20 protein-coding genes are annotated in these 15,235 nt (G+C 59.0%); 11 read left to right on the forward strand and 9 right to left on the reverse strand.

The window, feature by feature from the left end; genetic code table 11:
* Positions 1-108 precede the first annotated feature (108 nt).
* From hisG to FX982_RS03055, 8 genes are all read right to left on the reverse strand, one after another.
* The gene (hisG, locus tag FX982_RS03020) at positions 109-744 is read right to left on the reverse strand and encodes an ATP phosphoribosyltransferase (protein ID WP_065992096.1); all 636 of its coding nucleotides are present in this window, start codon (positions 742-744) and stop codon (positions 109-111) included.
* A gap of 164 nt (positions 745-908) precedes the next feature.
* Entirely contained in the window at positions 909-2,174 is a 1,266-nt protein-coding gene (gene murA / locus FX982_RS03025) for a UDP-N-acetylglucosamine 1-carboxyvinyltransferase (RefSeq protein ID WP_172609596.1), read from the reverse strand.
* Between the two features lie 23 nt (positions 2,175-2,197).
* Entirely contained in the window at positions 2,198-2,437 is a 240-nt protein-coding gene (locus FX982_RS03030) for a BolA family protein (RefSeq protein WP_065992095.1), read from the reverse strand.
* Positions 2,438-2,551: 114 nt separating this feature from the next.
* Positions 2,552-2,857 carry an STAS domain-containing protein gene (locus FX982_RS03035; RefSeq protein ID WP_172609597.1) on the reverse strand — a complete coding sequence of 102 codons (306 nt, stop codon included), beginning with the start codon at positions 2,855-2,857 and terminating at the stop codon, positions 2,552-2,554.
* Complete coding sequence (locus tag FX982_RS03040; RefSeq protein WP_172609598.1) at positions 2,854-3,507, reverse strand: MlaC/ttg2D family ABC transporter substrate-binding protein; 654 nt, start codon at positions 3,505-3,507, stop codon at positions 2,854-2,856. The genes FX982_RS03035 and FX982_RS03040 overlap by 4 nt, the downstream gene beginning before the upstream one ends.
* 11 nt (positions 3,508-3,518) lie before the next feature.
* Positions 3,519-3,986 carry an outer membrane lipid asymmetry maintenance protein MlaD gene (mlaD, locus tag FX982_RS03045; RefSeq protein ID WP_172609599.1) on the reverse strand — a complete coding sequence of 156 codons (468 nt, stop codon included), beginning with the start codon at positions 3,984-3,986 and terminating at the stop codon, positions 3,519-3,521.
* A complete protein-coding gene (gene mlaE, locus FX982_RS03050; RefSeq protein WP_122535908.1) occupies positions 3,986-4,783 on the reverse strand; it encodes a lipid asymmetry maintenance ABC transporter permease subunit MlaE in 798 nt (265 codons plus the stop codon). The genes mlaD and mlaE overlap by 1 nt, the downstream gene beginning before the upstream one ends.
* A complete protein-coding gene (locus FX982_RS03055; protein WP_122535907.1) occupies positions 4,783-5,592 on the reverse strand; it encodes an ATP-binding cassette domain-containing protein in 810 nt (269 codons plus the stop codon). Before FX982_RS03055 ends, mlaE begins: the two co-directional genes overlap by 1 nt.
* A 308-nt stretch (positions 5,593-5,900) precedes the next feature.
* Between FX982_RS03055 and FX982_RS03060 the strand changes: the two genes are divergently transcribed.
* The 11 genes from FX982_RS03060 (at position 5,901) to FX982_RS03110 (ending at position 14,515) form a co-directional block, all read left to right on the forward strand.
* Complete coding sequence (locus FX982_RS03060) at positions 5,901-6,875, forward strand: KpsF/GutQ family sugar-phosphate isomerase (protein ID WP_172609600.1); 975 nt, start codon at positions 5,901-5,903, stop codon at positions 6,873-6,875.
* A complete protein-coding gene (gene kdsC, locus FX982_RS03065; protein WP_172609601.1) occupies positions 6,876-7,409 on the forward strand; it encodes a 3-deoxy-manno-octulosonate-8-phosphatase KdsC in 534 nt (177 codons plus the stop codon).
* Positions 7,410-7,419: 10 nt separating this feature from the next.
* A complete protein-coding gene (lptC, locus tag FX982_RS03070; RefSeq protein ID WP_037014789.1) occupies positions 7,420-7,992 on the forward strand; it encodes an LPS export ABC transporter periplasmic protein LptC in 573 nt (190 codons plus the stop codon).
* A complete protein-coding gene (lptA, locus tag FX982_RS03075; protein ID WP_037014791.1) occupies positions 7,979-8,521 on the forward strand; it encodes a lipopolysaccharide transport periplasmic protein LptA in 543 nt (180 codons plus the stop codon). Before lptC ends, lptA begins: the two co-directional genes overlap by 14 nt.
* Complete coding sequence (lptB, locus tag FX982_RS03080; RefSeq protein ID WP_074884367.1) at positions 8,521-9,246, forward strand: LPS export ABC transporter ATP-binding protein; 726 nt, start codon at positions 8,521-8,523, stop codon at positions 9,244-9,246. The genes lptA and lptB overlap by 1 nt, the downstream gene beginning before the upstream one ends.
* A gap of 189 nt (positions 9,247-9,435) precedes the next feature.
* Positions 9,436-10,929, forward strand: coding sequence for an RNA polymerase factor sigma-54 (locus FX982_RS03085; protein ID WP_122535905.1), 1,494 nt, complete (start codon positions 9,436-9,438; stop codon positions 10,927-10,929).
* Between the two features lie 76 nt (positions 10,930-11,005).
* Positions 11,006-11,314, forward strand: coding sequence for a ribosome hibernation-promoting factor, HPF/YfiA family (gene hpf, locus FX982_RS03090; RefSeq protein WP_172609602.1), 309 nt, complete (start codon positions 11,006-11,008; stop codon positions 11,312-11,314).
* Between the two features lie 12 nt (positions 11,315-11,326).
* Positions 11,327-11,791, forward strand: a complete 465-nt coding sequence (gene ptsN / locus FX982_RS03095) for a PTS IIA-like nitrogen regulatory protein PtsN (protein WP_172609603.1) — start codon at positions 11,327-11,329, stop codon at positions 11,789-11,791.
* A 2-nt stretch (positions 11,792-11,793) separates the two neighbouring features.
* Positions 11,794-12,651 (forward strand): RNase adapter RapZ, encoded by an 858-nt coding sequence (gene rapZ, locus FX982_RS03100; protein WP_122535903.1) that lies wholly within the window; start codon positions 11,794-11,796, stop codon positions 12,649-12,651.
* Between the two features lie 16 nt (positions 12,652-12,667).
* Positions 12,668-12,940, forward strand: a complete 273-nt coding sequence (locus FX982_RS03105; RefSeq protein WP_122535902.1) for an HPr family phosphocarrier protein — start codon at positions 12,668-12,670, stop codon at positions 12,938-12,940.
* A 45-nt stretch (positions 12,941-12,985) separates the two neighbouring features.
* Complete coding sequence (locus FX982_RS03110) at positions 12,986-14,515, forward strand: sensor domain-containing diguanylate cyclase (RefSeq protein ID WP_438826297.1); 1,530 nt, start codon at positions 12,986-12,988, stop codon at positions 14,513-14,515.
* Between the two features lie 42 nt (positions 14,516-14,557).
* Here the strand turns inward: FX982_RS03110 and FX982_RS03115 are convergent, their stop codons facing one another.
* Entirely contained in the window at positions 14,558-15,031 is a 474-nt protein-coding gene (locus FX982_RS03115; RefSeq protein WP_172609605.1) for a PA2169 family four-helix-bundle protein, read from the reverse strand.
* Between the last annotated feature and the right edge of the window lie 204 nt (positions 15,032-15,235).

Consider the following 15,235-nt stretch of genomic DNA (forward strand, 5'->3'; position numbering starts at 1 on the left):
AAGGATAGGCAGATGCCTAAGCTAGCAAGCCATCCGCGCGGGCACCTGAGAAATTTGGCTATGACACGGATAGCTGGGCGTGATCCCGTTGAGGGTCACGCGATACAGTCAACCGCGGTGTCGCGACTCCACGGCGGTGCGCAGGGTGTCGATCAGCGACTGAATGCGGGCGTGCTGCATTTTCATGGACGCCTTGTTCACCACCAGACGCGAGCTGATGTGGGCAATCATGTCCTGGGGTTCGAGGCCGTTGGCACGCAGCGTGTTACCGGTGTCAACGACGTCGATGATCTTGTCGGCCAGACCCACCAGCGGCGCGAGCTCCATGGAGCCGTACAGCTTGATGATGTCGACCTGACGGCCCTGTTCGGCGTAGTAGCGCTTGGCAACATTGACGAACTTGGTTGCAACGCGCAGCCGCCCCTTGGGTTCGACGGCGCCAACTGCGCCTGCAGTCATCAGCTTGCACTGGGCGATTTGCAGGTCAAGCGGCTCATACAGCCCCTGACCGCCGTATTCCATCAGCACGTCCTTCCCTGCGACGCCGAGATCCGCAGCGCCATGCTCGACATAGGTCGGCACGTCGGTGGCACGCACGATCAGCAAGCGCACGTCGGCCTGGGTCGTGGGGATGATCAGCTTGCGGCTCTTGTCCGGATTCTCGGTCGGCACGATGCCCGCAGCAGCGAGCAGCGGCAGAGTGTCGTCGAGGATACGGCCCTTGGACAGTGCGATGGTCAACATGGGAAACGTCAGTCCTTATCAGCAGCGCGTGCCGGGTCGCGACTGGCGCCCGACAACCTCCGGCTCAAGGAGCCGGAGTGAAACGAATCAGAAAGTCTTGGCGCGATGGCCAGACACGTCGCCCGCGTCGATTACATTGACCCGGGCGAACGCGCAGCAGCTGACTAGCCCGGAACGCGACGGATCTTCGCGCCCAGCATCTGCAGTTTTTCTTCGATGCACTCGTAACCACGGTCGATGTGGTAGATACGGTCGATCAGCGTGTCGCCTTCGGCAACCAGCGCCGAAATGACCAGGCTTGCCGAAGCACGCAGGTCGGTCGCCATGACTGGCGCGCCCTTGAGCTTGGTGCAGCCGGTGACGATCGCGGTGTTGCCTTCGACCTGAATCTGCGCGCCCATGCGGTGCATTTCATACACGTGCATGAAGCGGTTTTCGAAGATGGTCTCGATGACCGCACCGGTGCCTTCGGCGATGGCGTTCAGCGAGATGAACTGCGCCTGCATGTCAGTCGGGAAAGCCGGGTACGGCGCAGTGCGCACATTGACCGCTTTCGGACGTTTGCCGTGCATGTTCAGCTCGATCCAGTCCTTGCCGGTGGTGATCTCGGCGCCGGATTCACGAAGCTTCTCAAGTACGGCTTCGAGAATCGTCGGGTCGGTGTCCTTGAGTTTCACACGGCCGCCGGTTGCCGCCGCCGCCACCAGGTAGGTGCCGGTTTCGATACGGTCGGGCATGACGCGATAGATCGCTGAACCCAGACGCTTGACGCCATCGATGGTGATGGTGTCGGTGCCGGCGCCAGAGACTTTACCGCCCATGGCGTTGATGAAGTTCGCCAGATCGACGACTTCAGGCTCACGGGCGGCGTTTTGCAGGACGCTGCGGCCGTTGGCCAGTGCAGCAGCCATCATGATGTTCTCGGTACCGGTCACGCTGACGGTGTCGAAAAAGAAGTTCGCGCCACGCAGGCCGCCTTCCGGCGCCTTGGCCTTGATGTAGCCGCCTTCGACGTCGATGACCGCACCCATGGCTTCAAGACCACGGATGTGCAGATCGACCGGACGTGAACCAATGGCGCAACCGCCAGGCAGCGCCACTTCGGCTTCACCGAAACGCGCAACCATCGGGCCCAGCACGAGGATCGACGCACGCATGGTTTTCACCAGCTCGTACGGAGCGACCAGGGTCTTGATGGTACGTGGGTCGATTTCGACGCTGAGCTTCTCGTCGATGATCGGCTCGATGCCCATGCGACCGAACAGCTCGATCATGGTGGTGATGTCGTGCAGGTGCGGCAGGTTGGCGACGGTCACAGGACCATCAGCCAGCAGCGTGGCTGCGAGAATCGGCAGGGCAGAGTTTTTCGCCCCGGAGATGCGGATTTCGCCGTCAAGACGAATGCCGCCAGTAATAATCAATTTATCCATTGGAATCTCGACGCCGTGTTGGCTCAGGTGCGCTCGGCCCATGCAGCGCGGCTGAAAAATTTCATGGTGACCGCGTGGATGCTGCCATCGGCGATCCATGGGTTCAAATGCGTGTAGATCTGCTGCTGGCGCTTGACCGGGCTCAGTGCGGCCAGTTCATCGCTGATTACGTTCAGCTGGAAATTACAGCCTTCGCCCTCAACTTCGACCTGGATATCTGGCAACTTAGCTTCCAGGAAGCTTTTAACTTCTACGGCCTGCATGCTTAACCTCTATCGGCGCCCTACGCGCGCGGGTCGGCCATCATACAAAAAAGCCCTCTCGTTGCGAACCCTACTTTGCAGGGGCCGGACGAGGGGCTTGATCGATGAAAGCAATTAATGATGCTGCAACAGCTCGGTCAGCTCAGAGACTTTGGCGATTTCCTGCATGTCTTCAGGCAACGCCCGGACGGTGACTGACTTGCCAGCGGCCTGCGCATCACGCATGAACGCAAGAAGCAAAGCCAGGCCGACACTGCTGGACTTTTCGACGCCGGAGCAATCCAGTGTCAGGGTCGCTGCGGTATTTGACTTGATCAGCGCCGCACCCTGCTCACGCAAGGCCGGGCCGGTCCGATAGTCGATCACGCCGGAGAGCATCAGCTCTCCGGCACCAGCGGCAGTGACGGACGCTTGACTCATTTGACGACCTTGTCTTTGGAGGCTTCGGAGGTCTCCTTGGCCTTGGCAACTTCGCCAGCCCAGCCGTCAATGGTTTTGTCCAGGTTGTTACCGTTGCGCTGCATGGCGTCAGCGAACTGATCGCGGAAGAGCTTGCCGATGTTGATGCCGTTGATGATCACGTTCCGCACTTTCCATTCACCGCCGATTTTGACGAGGGTGTAGGAAACAGGGTAGACCGCGCCGTTGTTGCCCTTGACGGACATGTCAACGGAAGTGCGATCAGCTGCTTCCTGCTTGGCCGGAGAAACCGTGATGCCCTGGTTGTTGTACTCGAGCAGCGCGTTGCCATAGAACTGGATCAGGCTGCGCTTGAAGTTTTCCTGGAAGCGTTGCATCTGCGCCGGGGTGGCGTTGCGCGAATACTTCACGGTCATGATGCTTTTGGAGATGCCGTCAGCGTCGATGACAGGGCCAACGATGCCGTTAAGTGCATCGTAAAAGGCTTGGGGATTGGACTTGTAGGTTTCCTTGTTGGCGGACAGATCGGCCAACAATTGTTTGGTGGTGCGATCAACCAGATCGTGAGCGGAATCGGACGCCGCTGCGTTGGCGAACAAAGGCAGGGCGGCCAGTAGCACCAGAAGGCCACGGCGCAGAATCGAGATCATGAAAAAACTCCTCATTTGGCGTCTTTGCCCACTGAATTGAGCAGGAATTTACCGATCAGGTCTTCGAGTACCAACGAGGACTGGGTGTCATGGATGATGCCGCCGTCTTTCAACAGCTGGTCATCGCCACCGACACTGATGCCGACGTACTTTTCACCCAGCAGGCCTGCGGTCAGGATGGAAGCAGTGGAATCCGAAGGCAGGTTGTTGACCCGCTTATCCACTTCCATCGTCACACGACCGGTGAAGGTATCGTGATCCAGATCGATTGCAGTGACCTTGCCGATGGTCACACCGGCCATGGTCACTTTCGCTCTGACAGTCAAACCGGCGATATTGTCGAAATTTGCATAAAGTTTATAACTGTCGTTGGTGGCGCTGGCGCTCAGACCGCTGACGCGCAGGGCGAGCAGGAGCAAAGCCAGGATCCCGGCCAGCAGAAACAGGCCTACACCGGTTTCGAGGGTGCGGTTTTGCATCAGAAGTCTCCAAACATCAAGGCGGTCATAATAAAGTCCAGGCCCAGTACGGCCAACGAGGCGTAGACCACGGTCTTGGTCGTGGCGCGACTGATCCCTTCGGACGTGGGCTCGCAGTCGTAGCCCTGGAACACGGCAATCCAGGTGACGACAAAAGCGAACACGACGCTCTTGATGACACCGTTGAGTACATCATCGGAAAACGAAACGCTGTTCTGCATGTTGGCCCAGAAGGAGCCTTCGTAGACGCCCAGCCAGTCGACGGCCACCCACGAACCACCCCAGATGCCCACCACACTGAAAATCAGCGCCAGTACCGGCAGCGAGATGAAGCCGGCCCACAGACGCGGCGCAACGATGTATTTGAGCGGGTCAACGCCGATCATCTCGAGGCTGGACAGCTGCTCGGTGGATTTCATGTTGCCGATTTCAGCGGTAAGAGCAGAGCCTGCACGACCGGCGAACAATAGAGCAGTAACCACCGGCCCTAGTTCACGCAGCAGCGTCAGGGCAACCATCTGCCCCACAGCCTGTTCAGAGCCATACTTGGCAAGAATGCTGAAGCCTTGCAACGCCAGCACCATGCCGATGAACACGCCGGACACGACAATAATGGCCAGGGACATGACGCCCACAGAGTGCAGCTGACGAACCAGCAGCTGAAAACCGCCGCCGATTCCGCCGCGCCCAAGCAACGCATGAACCAGAAAAATCCCTGAACGGCCCAGCACTGCAACAATATCGATCGCCGAACGCCCCATCAGGCGTACGCGATCCATTAAAGACTTTCTGCGCATCAGCGCTTCCCCAAAAGATCGTCGCGATAATCCGGCGCCGGGTAATGGAAAGGCACCGGCCCGTCGGGATCACCCGTCATGAACTGACGTATACGAGGGTTATCCGACTCCATCAGTTCCTGCGGCGTGCCCTGCCCCAGCACCTGACCGTCACCAACGACATAGAGGTAGTCGGCGATGCTGGCAGTCTCGGCGAGGTCGTGGGACACCACGATACTGGTGATGCCGAGCGCATCGTTCAGCAGCCGGATCAGACGCACCAGCACGCCCATGGCGATCGGGTCCTGGCCGACGAAGGGTTCGTCATACATTAGGATCTGGGGGTCCAGCGCGATGGCGCGCGCCAGCGCTACACGGCGTTTCATGCCACCCGACAATTCGTCGGGCATCAGGTCGACGGCGCCACGAAGCCCGACCGCCTGCAGTTTCAGCAGGACGATGTCGCGGATCATGTCTTCAGGCAGCTTGGTGTGAACCCGCAGCGGGAACGCCACGTTTTCGAAAACGTCGAGGTCGGTGAACAGCGCGCCGCTCTGAAAGAGCACGCCCATCTGCTTGCGCGCATCGAAAAGATCGCTGCGCGAAAGCTTCGGCAAGTTCTGGCCATTGACCCAGACTTCGCCTGCGCTCGGACGCAGTTGTGCGCCCATCAATCGCAGCAGGGTGGTTTTACCACTGCCCGACGGCCCCATGATGCCGGTGACTTTGCCCCGGGGGATGCGGATGTCCACATTATTGAAGATGCTGCGCGCACCGCGCTTGAAGGAAACGCCCTTCAGCTCGACCGCGTAGGCGTTATCGGCACTCATCTAAACTCCTTGCGATGCAACCTGTCTCTCAGATGCCGCGTTCTTGACGAACGACACACTTTTGGAGGGGCCGAACAAGCGGCGGACTATACCACCGCTGTCGCACGCCGCCCAAGCTCCAACGTGTCAAGTCGCAAACAAAGAAGGGTATTAAGGACGGTGTGGAATTTTCGTACCCACCGCTAGCCTTTATCACGCCGCTGCTGAAGGACGTCTCCGTTCATTAAACAAACAGCAACGATGAAGCGTGAGGCTTTTGAACATTGCCGCTATAATCCCCGGCCTTTCACCATGCGACCCCTTCCGATATGTCCACTGCGCGCAATCTGATTGAATCGGCACAGAGCACCATCCGCCTTGAAATAGAAGCTGTGGAAGGTTTGCTTGCGCATATAGATGCCGATTTCGTCAACGCGTGCGACATGATTCTGGGCAGTCAGGGCCGCGTGGTCGTGGTCGGCATGGGCAAGTCAGGGCATATCGGCAAGAAGATCGCCGCCACGCTCGCCAGCACCGGCACCCCTTCGTTTTTCGTGCACCCGGCCGAGGCCAGCCACGGCGACATGGGCATGATCACCAGCGCTGACATCATCCTGGCCCTGTCCAATTCGGGTACGACAGCCGAGATCGTCACATTGCTGCCGTTGATCAAGCGCCTGGGCATCAAGATGATCAGCCTGACCGGCAACCCGGAGTCAACGCTGGCCAAGGCCGCAGACGTCAACCTCAATGCGCGGGTCGAAAAAGAAGCCTGCCCGCTGAATCTGGCGCCCACCTCCTCCACCACGGCGGCGCTGGTCATGGGCGACGCCCTGGCCGTTGCGCTGCTGGACGCCAGAGGCTTCACCGCCGAAGACTTCGCCTTTTCCCACCCGGGCGGTGCGCTGGGTCGCCGGCTGCTGTTGAAGGTCGAGCATGTCATGCACACTGGCGTCGACCTCCCGCAGGTTGCGCGGGGCACGCCGCTTCGCGATTCGCTGATGGAAATGACCCGCAAGGGGCTGGGCATGACCGCCATCATCGAGAGCGATGGCCGCCTTGCCGGTATCTTCACGGACGGTGATTTACGTCGCACCCTGGATCGCCCGATCGACATACGACAGGCCAGCATCGATGAAGTGATGACCGTCCACGGCAAGACCGTGCGCCCGGAGATGCTTGCGGCCGAAGCCTTGAAAATCATGGAAGACAACAAGATCGGCGCACTCATCGTGGTCGACGAGAACGATCGCCCTGTTGGCGCGTTCAACCTTCAAGACCTGCTCCGCGCAGGAGTCATGTAAATGAGCGCCGATATGAATGACCTGATGCAACGCGGCAAGAACATCAAACTGGCGATCTTCGATGTCGATGGCGTGCTCACCGATGGGCGCCTGTATTTCCTCGAAGACGGTAGCGAATTCAAGACGTTCAACACGCTCGATGGCCAGGGCATCAAGATGCTCATCAACTCTGGCGTTACCACCGCCATCATCAGCGGGCGCAAGACCCCCGTGGTTGAGCGGCGGGCGAAGAACCTCGGCATCGCACATCTTTATCAGGGCCGCGAAGACAAACTCGTGGTCCTCGATGAGCTTTTGCAGCAACTGAATCTAAGCTACGAGCAGGTCGCGTATCTGGGTGACGATTTGCCTGATCTGCCGGTCATTCGCCGGGTCGGTCTGGGCATGGCGGTTGCCAACGCTGCCGGCTTCGTCCGCGAGCATGCCCATGGCACCACCCAGGCACGTGGCGGCGAAGGCGCTGCCCGCGAATTCTGCGAGTTGATCCTGAAGGCTCAGGGCAACCTCGAAGCGGCTCACGCCGCCTACCTATAGAAGTGCATTTATGCTGAGCAAAAAGTTTCGAACATTTCTGCTGTTCGGGGTGCTGGCTCTGCTGCTGGCAGCGGTCGGCTACTGGAATATCAGTCCGGAAAGCTTCCTCGATCAACCCAAGGCTGCCGTGGATGAAAGCGCTGTCGATTACTATGCGACCAACGCCCACAGCATTCAGTACCTGCCCGACGGGACCATGCAGTACGACATGACCGCCGACAAGGTCGAGCACCTGAAAGCCACCGACGTCACCCTGATGACCACGCCGGTGCTGCAGATGTATCGAGGTTCGACCTTCCCCTGGCATGTACAGAGCGTTCGTGCCGAGGTGTCGCCGGGCGGTGATCACGTCGAGCTGATCGACTCGGTGCGCATCAACCGCACCGACGAAAAGAACCGCACCACTATCATCACCAGCAGCCGCATGACTGTATTCCCGCAGAAGCAATATGCGGAGACTGCCCAACCCGTTAGAATCGACGGCCTTGGCGGTGTAACGACCGGCACGGGTATGAAAGCGTATCTGAAAGAAAGCAGGATGAACCTGCTATCCAACGTAAGAGGACAGTATGAGGCTCGTTAAAACCCTTCCTTTTTTGCTCGGCCTGGGCGCAGCACTGGGAAGCGCGAGCGCCTGGTCTCTGCCGACGGATCGCGATCAACCCATCCACATCCAGTCGGATGACGCGCAGCTGGACGACAAGCAAGGCATCGCCACTTACAAAGGCAATGTCATCATCACCCAGGGCACGATGAAGATCACCGGCAACACTGTGACCATCACCCGCACACCGCAAGGCGACGTGGACGTGTTCACGTCCGTGGGCAACCTGGCCTACTACGAGCAGAAGCCATCGGTGGACAAGCCGATCGTTCAGGCCTGGGGCGTCACTATTCAATACTTCGCGGCGCAGAACCGCATCGTGCTGATCGACAAAGCCAAAGTGGTCAACGACGGCAACACGTCCGAAGGCGAGAAAATTGTCTATGACACCGTCAAGCAGGTCGTGAACGCCGGCCGCGCCAACGGCACCAAGGTCACCGCACCACGCCCTCGCATCGACATGGTCATCCAGCCGAAAAAGAAAACCGACCAGCAGAAGGCCCAGTAATGGCAACGCTGAAAGCCCAACACCTGGCCAAGGCCTATAAAAGCCGCCAGGTCGTACGTGACGTCAGCCTGTCCATCGAGAGCGGCCAGATCGTTGGCCTGCTCGGCCCCAACGGCGCCGGCAAGACCACCTGCTTCTACATGATCGTCGGCCTGGTTCAGGCGGATCAGGGTCGCGTGCTGATCGACGACCAGGACGTCAGCCACCAGCCGATGCATGGCCGCGCCCGTGCCGGTATTGGCTACCTGCCACAGGAAGCGTCGATCTTTCGCAAGCTCTCCGTCTCGGACAACATCATGGCGATCCTTGAGACCCGCAAGGAGCTTGATCGCGCGGCCCGCCGCAAAGAGCTGGAAAGCCTGCTGCAGGAATTCCACATCACCCACATCCGCGACAACCTGGGCATGAGCCTGTCGGGCGGTGAACGCCGTCGTGTGGAAATTGCACGCGCCCTTGCCACTTCGCCGAAATTCATTCTGCTCGACGAACCGTTTGCCGGTGTTGACCCTATTTCCGTAGGCGACATCAAGCAGATCATTCACCACCTCAAGGCCAAAGGGATCGGCGTGCTGATCACTGACCACAACGTGCGTGAAACGCTGGATATCTGCGAAACCGCCTACATCGTCAACGATGGCCAGCTGATTGCCGAAGGCGACGCCGAGTCCATCCTGGCCAACCAGTTGGTCAAGGAAGTGTATCTAGGTCACGAGTTCCGCCTGTAACCGCAGTGATGACATGAGGTCGTGCGCCCTTCCATAACGGATGCCATCGCCGACCTCGTTTTTTAATTGTCATCACACTCTAGGCAAACCCTCCAGCTTCAGGCATATAATTTGCTTAAGTTGGCGCCCTCGGCGCCCTGGTAGTAAATGGCGCGCAGTGCGCCGGCGAATAAGGTGTTAAGCCCTGCCATGAAACCTTCGCTAGTCTTGAGAATGGGCCAGCAGCTGACGATGACACCTCAGCTGCAACAGGCAATCCGCTTGCTTCAGTTGTCGACGCTGGATCTCCAACAGGAGATTCAGGAGGCGCTGGAGTCGAACCCGATGCTGGAACGGCAGGAGGAAGGCGACGATTTCGACAACGCCGACCCCTTGGCCGATAACGTAGAGCAAAAGCCCAACGCTGACGTTCAGGAACCCACTTATCAGGAGTCGGCGCCTACCGTCGACAATCTGGATGAGGGTGACTGGAACGAGCGCATCCCCAACGAACTGCCGGTCGACACGGCGTGGGAAGACGTCTATCAGACCAGCGCCAGCAGTCTCCCCAGCAATGATGATGACGAGTGGGATTTCACCACCCGCACCTCCGTTGGCGAGAGCCTGCAAAGCCACCTGCTCTGGCAGCTCAACCTGGCGCCGATGTCGGACACCGATCGCCTGATCGCCGTGACCCTGATCGACTGCATCAACAACCAGGGCTACCTCGACGAAACACTTGAAGAATTGCTCGACGCGTTCGATCCCGAGCTTGATATCGAACTGGACGAAATCGAAGCCGTTCTGCACCGCATCCAGCAGTTCGAGCCTGCGGGCATCGGCGCCCGCAACCTGAGCGAATGCCTGCTGCTGCAACTTCGCCAGTTGCCAGCCAAAACCAAGTGGCTGGCAGAAGCGCAGAAGCTGGTCAGCGAGTACATCGATCTGTTGGGCAGCCGCGACTACGCGCAACTGATGCGCCGCATGAAGCTCAAGGAAGACGACCTGCGCCAGGTCATCGAGCTGGTCCAGAGCCTCAACCCGCGCCCGGGCTCGCAGATCGAATCCAGCGAACCCGAATACGTCGTACCTGACGTCATCGTGCGCAAGGATAACGAGCGCTGGTTAGTGGAGCTGAACCAGGAATCCGTGCCGCGCCTGCGGGTCAATCCGCAATACGCAGGCTTTGTGCGTCGCGCCGATACCAGTGCCGACAACACGTTCATGCGCAATCAGCTGCAAGAAGCGCGCTGGTTCATCAAGAGCCTGCAGAGCCGCAACGAGACGCTGATGAAGGTGGCCACGCAGATCGTCGAACACCAGCGCGGCTTTCTGGAGTACGGCGACGAGGCCATGAAGCCGCTGGTTCTGCATGACATTGCTGAAGCGGTCGGCATGCACGAATCGACGATTTCCCGGGTGACCACGCAGAAGTTCATGCATACGCCGCGCGGGATCTACGAGCTCAAATATTTCTTTTCCAGCCACGTCAGCACCTCGGAAGGCGGCGAATGCTCGTCTACGGCGATTCGCGCGATCATCAAAAAACTGGTCGCCGCGGAAAATCAGAAAAAGCCGTTGAGTGACAGCAAGATCGCTGGTTTACTGGAAGCACAAGGCATTCAAGTGGCCCGTCGCACAGTCGCCAAGTACCGCGAATCCCTCGGGATCTCGCCGTCCAGCGAACGCAAGCGACTGATGTAAAGGTCACACGTCAAAGCGTTCCAGTGGCAGGCATCACGCCTGCCACTTAATGCACTGGCAACGAAGGAGAAGCTGTATGCAAGTCAACATCAGTGGACACCAGCTGGAAGTGACTGAACCTCTGCGTACCTACGTCGGCGAGAAACTCGCCCGATTGGAGCGCCACTTTGACAAGATCACGAATGTGCAGGTCACCATGGAGGTCGAGAAGCTCAAGCAGAAAATCGAAGCCACCTTGCACGTTCCTGGCGCTGAAGTGGTTGCCAACGCCGAACACGACGACATGTATGCAGCCATTGACCTGCTTGCCGACAAGCTTGACCGCCAACTCAAAAAACATAAGGAAAAACAGCAAAGTCTGCTGCAAGGCGCGACTGCTCGCTGACACTCCCCACCCATGATCCGACTTGAAAATATCCTGACCCCTGGCCGTTCACTCGTGAACGTGCCAGGCGGCAGCAAAAAAGCCGTACTCCAAAGCATCGCCAAAATGATCGGCACGCAAGTGCCTGATCTGGATGAGCAGGTCGTGTTTGAAAGCCTCATTGCCCGTGAAAAGCTCGGTTCCACCGGATTCGGTAATGGCATCGCCATTCCCCACTGTCGGCTGAAGGGCTGTTCAACGCCTGTTAGCGCCGTACTCCATCTGGAAAAGCCCATCGATTTCGACGCCATCGACGGCGCACCGGTTGACCTGCTGTTTGTGCTGCTGGTCCCGGAAGCGGCCACTGATGCTCATCTGGAACTCCTGCGCCAGATCGCCAGCATGCTCGACCGTGACGATGCGCGTAAGCGCCTGCGCGGCGCCAAAACCGACGAAGAGCTCTACAACGTCGTGCTCGACGTCCAGAACGGTCACTGACCATGCGCATGATCATCGTCAGCGGCCGCTCCGGCTCCGGCAAGAGCACGGCCCTCGATGTCCTTGAAGACAGCGGTTTCTACTGCGTCGACAATCTGCCTGCCGGCCTGCTACCGGAGCTGGCCGAACGCGCGCTGATCAACAGCGAACTGGCTGAGCCGCTGCTAGCGGTCTCGATCGACGCACGCAACCTGCCCAGTCACCTGACGCGATTTCCGCGCATGCTCGCCGAGGTGCGCGCCCGGCACATCCAGTGCGACGTGCTGTTCCTCGATGCGGATGAACCTACCCTGCTCAAGCGTTTTTCCGAGACCCGTCGCCGTCATCCGCTGAGCACGGCAACGCGCTCGCTGGCCGAAGCGATCCGTGACGAGAAAACCCTGCTGGGTCCGATCATCGATCTGGCTGATCTGACGGTCGACACCACGCACCTGAATCTCTATCAGTTGCGCGACATCCTCAAGTTGCGCCTGCTGAACAAACCCGAGCCGGGCACTGCCTTTCTCATCGAATCCTTTGGCTTCAAGCGTGGCATGCCCGTGGATGCCGATCTGGTGTTCGATGTGCGCTGCCTGCCGAACCCGTACTGGAAGCCCGAACTGCGTGAGCAGTCGGGCCTCGACAAGCCGGTGGCCGATTACCTCGCCGCTCAACCGGACGTCGAGGAAATGTTCCAGGACATCTTTTCGTACCTCAATAAGTGGTTGCCGCGCTTCGCCGCCAGCAACCGCGCCTACGTCACTATTGCCATTGGCTGCACCGGCGGACACCACCGCTCCGTCTACCTGACCGAACGTCTGGGTCAGGTGCTGCAGCAATCGCTCAAGAATGTTCAGGTCCGCCACCGCGACCTAAGCTGAAAGGACCTCCCTCGCGATGCCCGCTCTAGAAATCACCATCATCAACAAGCTGGGTCTGCACGCCCGGGCCGCCGCCAAATTCGTGGGTGTCGCCGGCAAGTACCCTTGCCAGATCCGGGTCGGCCGCACGCCGGAAACCATGGTCGATGGCAAAAGCATCATGGCCGTCATGATGCTCGCCGCCGGCAAGGGCACCCTGATCCACCTGGCCACCGAAGGTGACGAAGCCGATGCCGCGCTGGCGGGACTGGTAGAACTGATCAACAACAAGTTCGACGAAGGCGAATAAGCCTTATCGCTGCACGACGTTACCATTCCCCGTCAGAGATGATCGATGCCACTGACAGCCATGCCTCCATTAGCGCGAGGGATCAGATCAGGGTCCGAGAAGATGCTGATGCTGGGCAGCGCCCTGGCGGTGGGAGCCATCCTGGCCATCGTCACCTGGTTATTGTTTCGGGAGCTGGGCACCGCCAACGAAGCCGCCGTGCGCTCGGCGAACAACGTGGTGCAGTTGATCGATGCGGATGTGCAGCGTAACGCCGAGTTGTACGACACCTCTCTTCAGGGCCTGATCGCCGCATGGCGACGACCCGATGTCATGACGATTTCGCCGGAGTTACGGCAGTTGGTGCTGTTCGACCGGGCTACGGCCGCGCCCTACAAGGGCGATCTGGTGCTGCTCGATGAGACCGGGCGCATCGTTGCCGATTCCACTTCTCTGACGCCTCGGCTAGACAACTTTTCCGATCGGCCAGGCTTTCAAAAACACCGGGAGAGCAGCTCGCTGGCGCTGGTGGTAGATGGACCTTTCCTGTCGCGCTGGGGCTTCAAGGACCTGTGCATCAGTTTCAGTCGGCGTCTTCCCTCCGACACCGGGCAGTTCGTCGGCATCGCCAGTGCATCAATGCGCCTGTCGTATTTTAACCAGCTGTTTCGCACGCTGGACATCGGCCCCACCAGCACCGTCAACTTGCTCAGCGCAGATGGCGTGCTGCTCGCCCGCCAACCCGATGAAAACAATCGCACCTTTGTCGGCCAGAACTTCAGTATGCGCCCCAACTTCAAACGCATCCTGGACGAGGTCAACGGCAGCTTTGCCGCCGTGTCCGAACTCGACGGCGCCAAGCGGCTGTACACGTTCTCGCGGGTCGGGGATCTGCCATTGATCGTCGTGGTCGCTCAATCCCAGGATGATGTCTACGCCGTGTGGAAGCGCAATGCCCTGCTGGTGGCGGGCGCCACCGGTTTGCTGTGTATCGGCATCCTTTCGCTGTCGTGGCTGTTGGGTCGCCAACTGCGTCTGCGCCAGAACGCCGAGCGCGAACTGGCTGGCCTGGCGTCGACGGATGGGCTGACGGGTTTGGCCAATCGCCGCAAGCTGGATCAGGCGCTCGCGCAGGAATGGGCGCGCGGGATGCGTTCAGGGCGACCTTTGGCGCTCCTGATGATCGACGTAGACCACTTCAAGGCGTTCAATGACCGCCATGGGCATCATGGCGGCGACGTCGCCTTGCGCAGTGTTGCCCAGACGCTGGCTGCCAGCATTCGCCGGCCGGGTGACCTGGCCGCGCGCTACGGCGGTGAGGAATTCATGGTAGTGCTACCGGAGACCGACAAGGCAGGTGCCTGCGTTATCGCAGAAAAGCTGCGTCTGGCAATCGAAGCGCTGCCGCCGTTCGCCAATGACACAGCGCCCATCACGGTGAGCATCGGCGTCGCCACGCATCTGCCGGTGACCCACGACTTGCCAGGGGCTCTGTTTCAAGCCGCTGACCGGGCTCTGTACCGCGCCAAAAGAAATGGCAGAAATCGGGTAGAAGTCGGAGCGTATGACCCGCCTTCCGCCGAACTGCAGACATAAAAAAACGCCAGGCTGGCTGGCGTTTTTCGAACCTGCTGCAAATTACTTGTTGGCAGCACGAACGGTGTCACGCAGGGCTTTGACCTTGTCGTGATTCGCTTGCACGCCCTGCAGCTGACGCTGGATCAGGGTAGTCACGTTGACTGGCAAGTTCTTCTCGGTAGCTTCCTGGGCAGCCTTTTTGTAAGCCTTCAGGGCGTGGTCTTCGCCGCTCTCTACTTCATTGAGGACGGCTTCGTCGTTCTTGCCGCTCAACGCGCTTTTCAGGTTGACCCACAGACGGTGTGCGCCGCCAGCGATGCTGGACGAATCTTCTGGGTTACCGCCCAGAGCACGGACTTCAGCCTGAAGTTCGGCGACGGAAGTCTTGCAGCCGGAAGAACGCGAAAGCAGGTAAGCCTTGATTTCCGGGTTCTTGGCGTCTTCAGCGGCAGTGTGAAAACCTTTCTCACCGTCAATGCTGGTCTCGATCAAGTCATTCAGAATAGAGATGGCTTCTTTGTTGATATCCGACATTTTGCGGTTCCTTTCTGGCAGGTTTATCAAAGGTTTAGTTAATGAAACACTCGATAGAGGGAATATTGCATTGTGCATGCCAGCTTTTCACAGCAGGAAATCCCTATATTTTTCAATAATTTAACAATATCAAGCGACAGTTGCGCCGCGCTTTATGCATGATCTGTGTGTTTGAGCAATTGCAGAATGCACGTATCTTTCAGG

Origin of the sequence: Pseudomonas graminis (assembly GCF_013201545.1) — a bacterium.
Taxonomy (GTDB): domain Bacteria; phylum Pseudomonadota; class Gammaproteobacteria; order Pseudomonadales; family Pseudomonadaceae; genus Aquipseudomonas.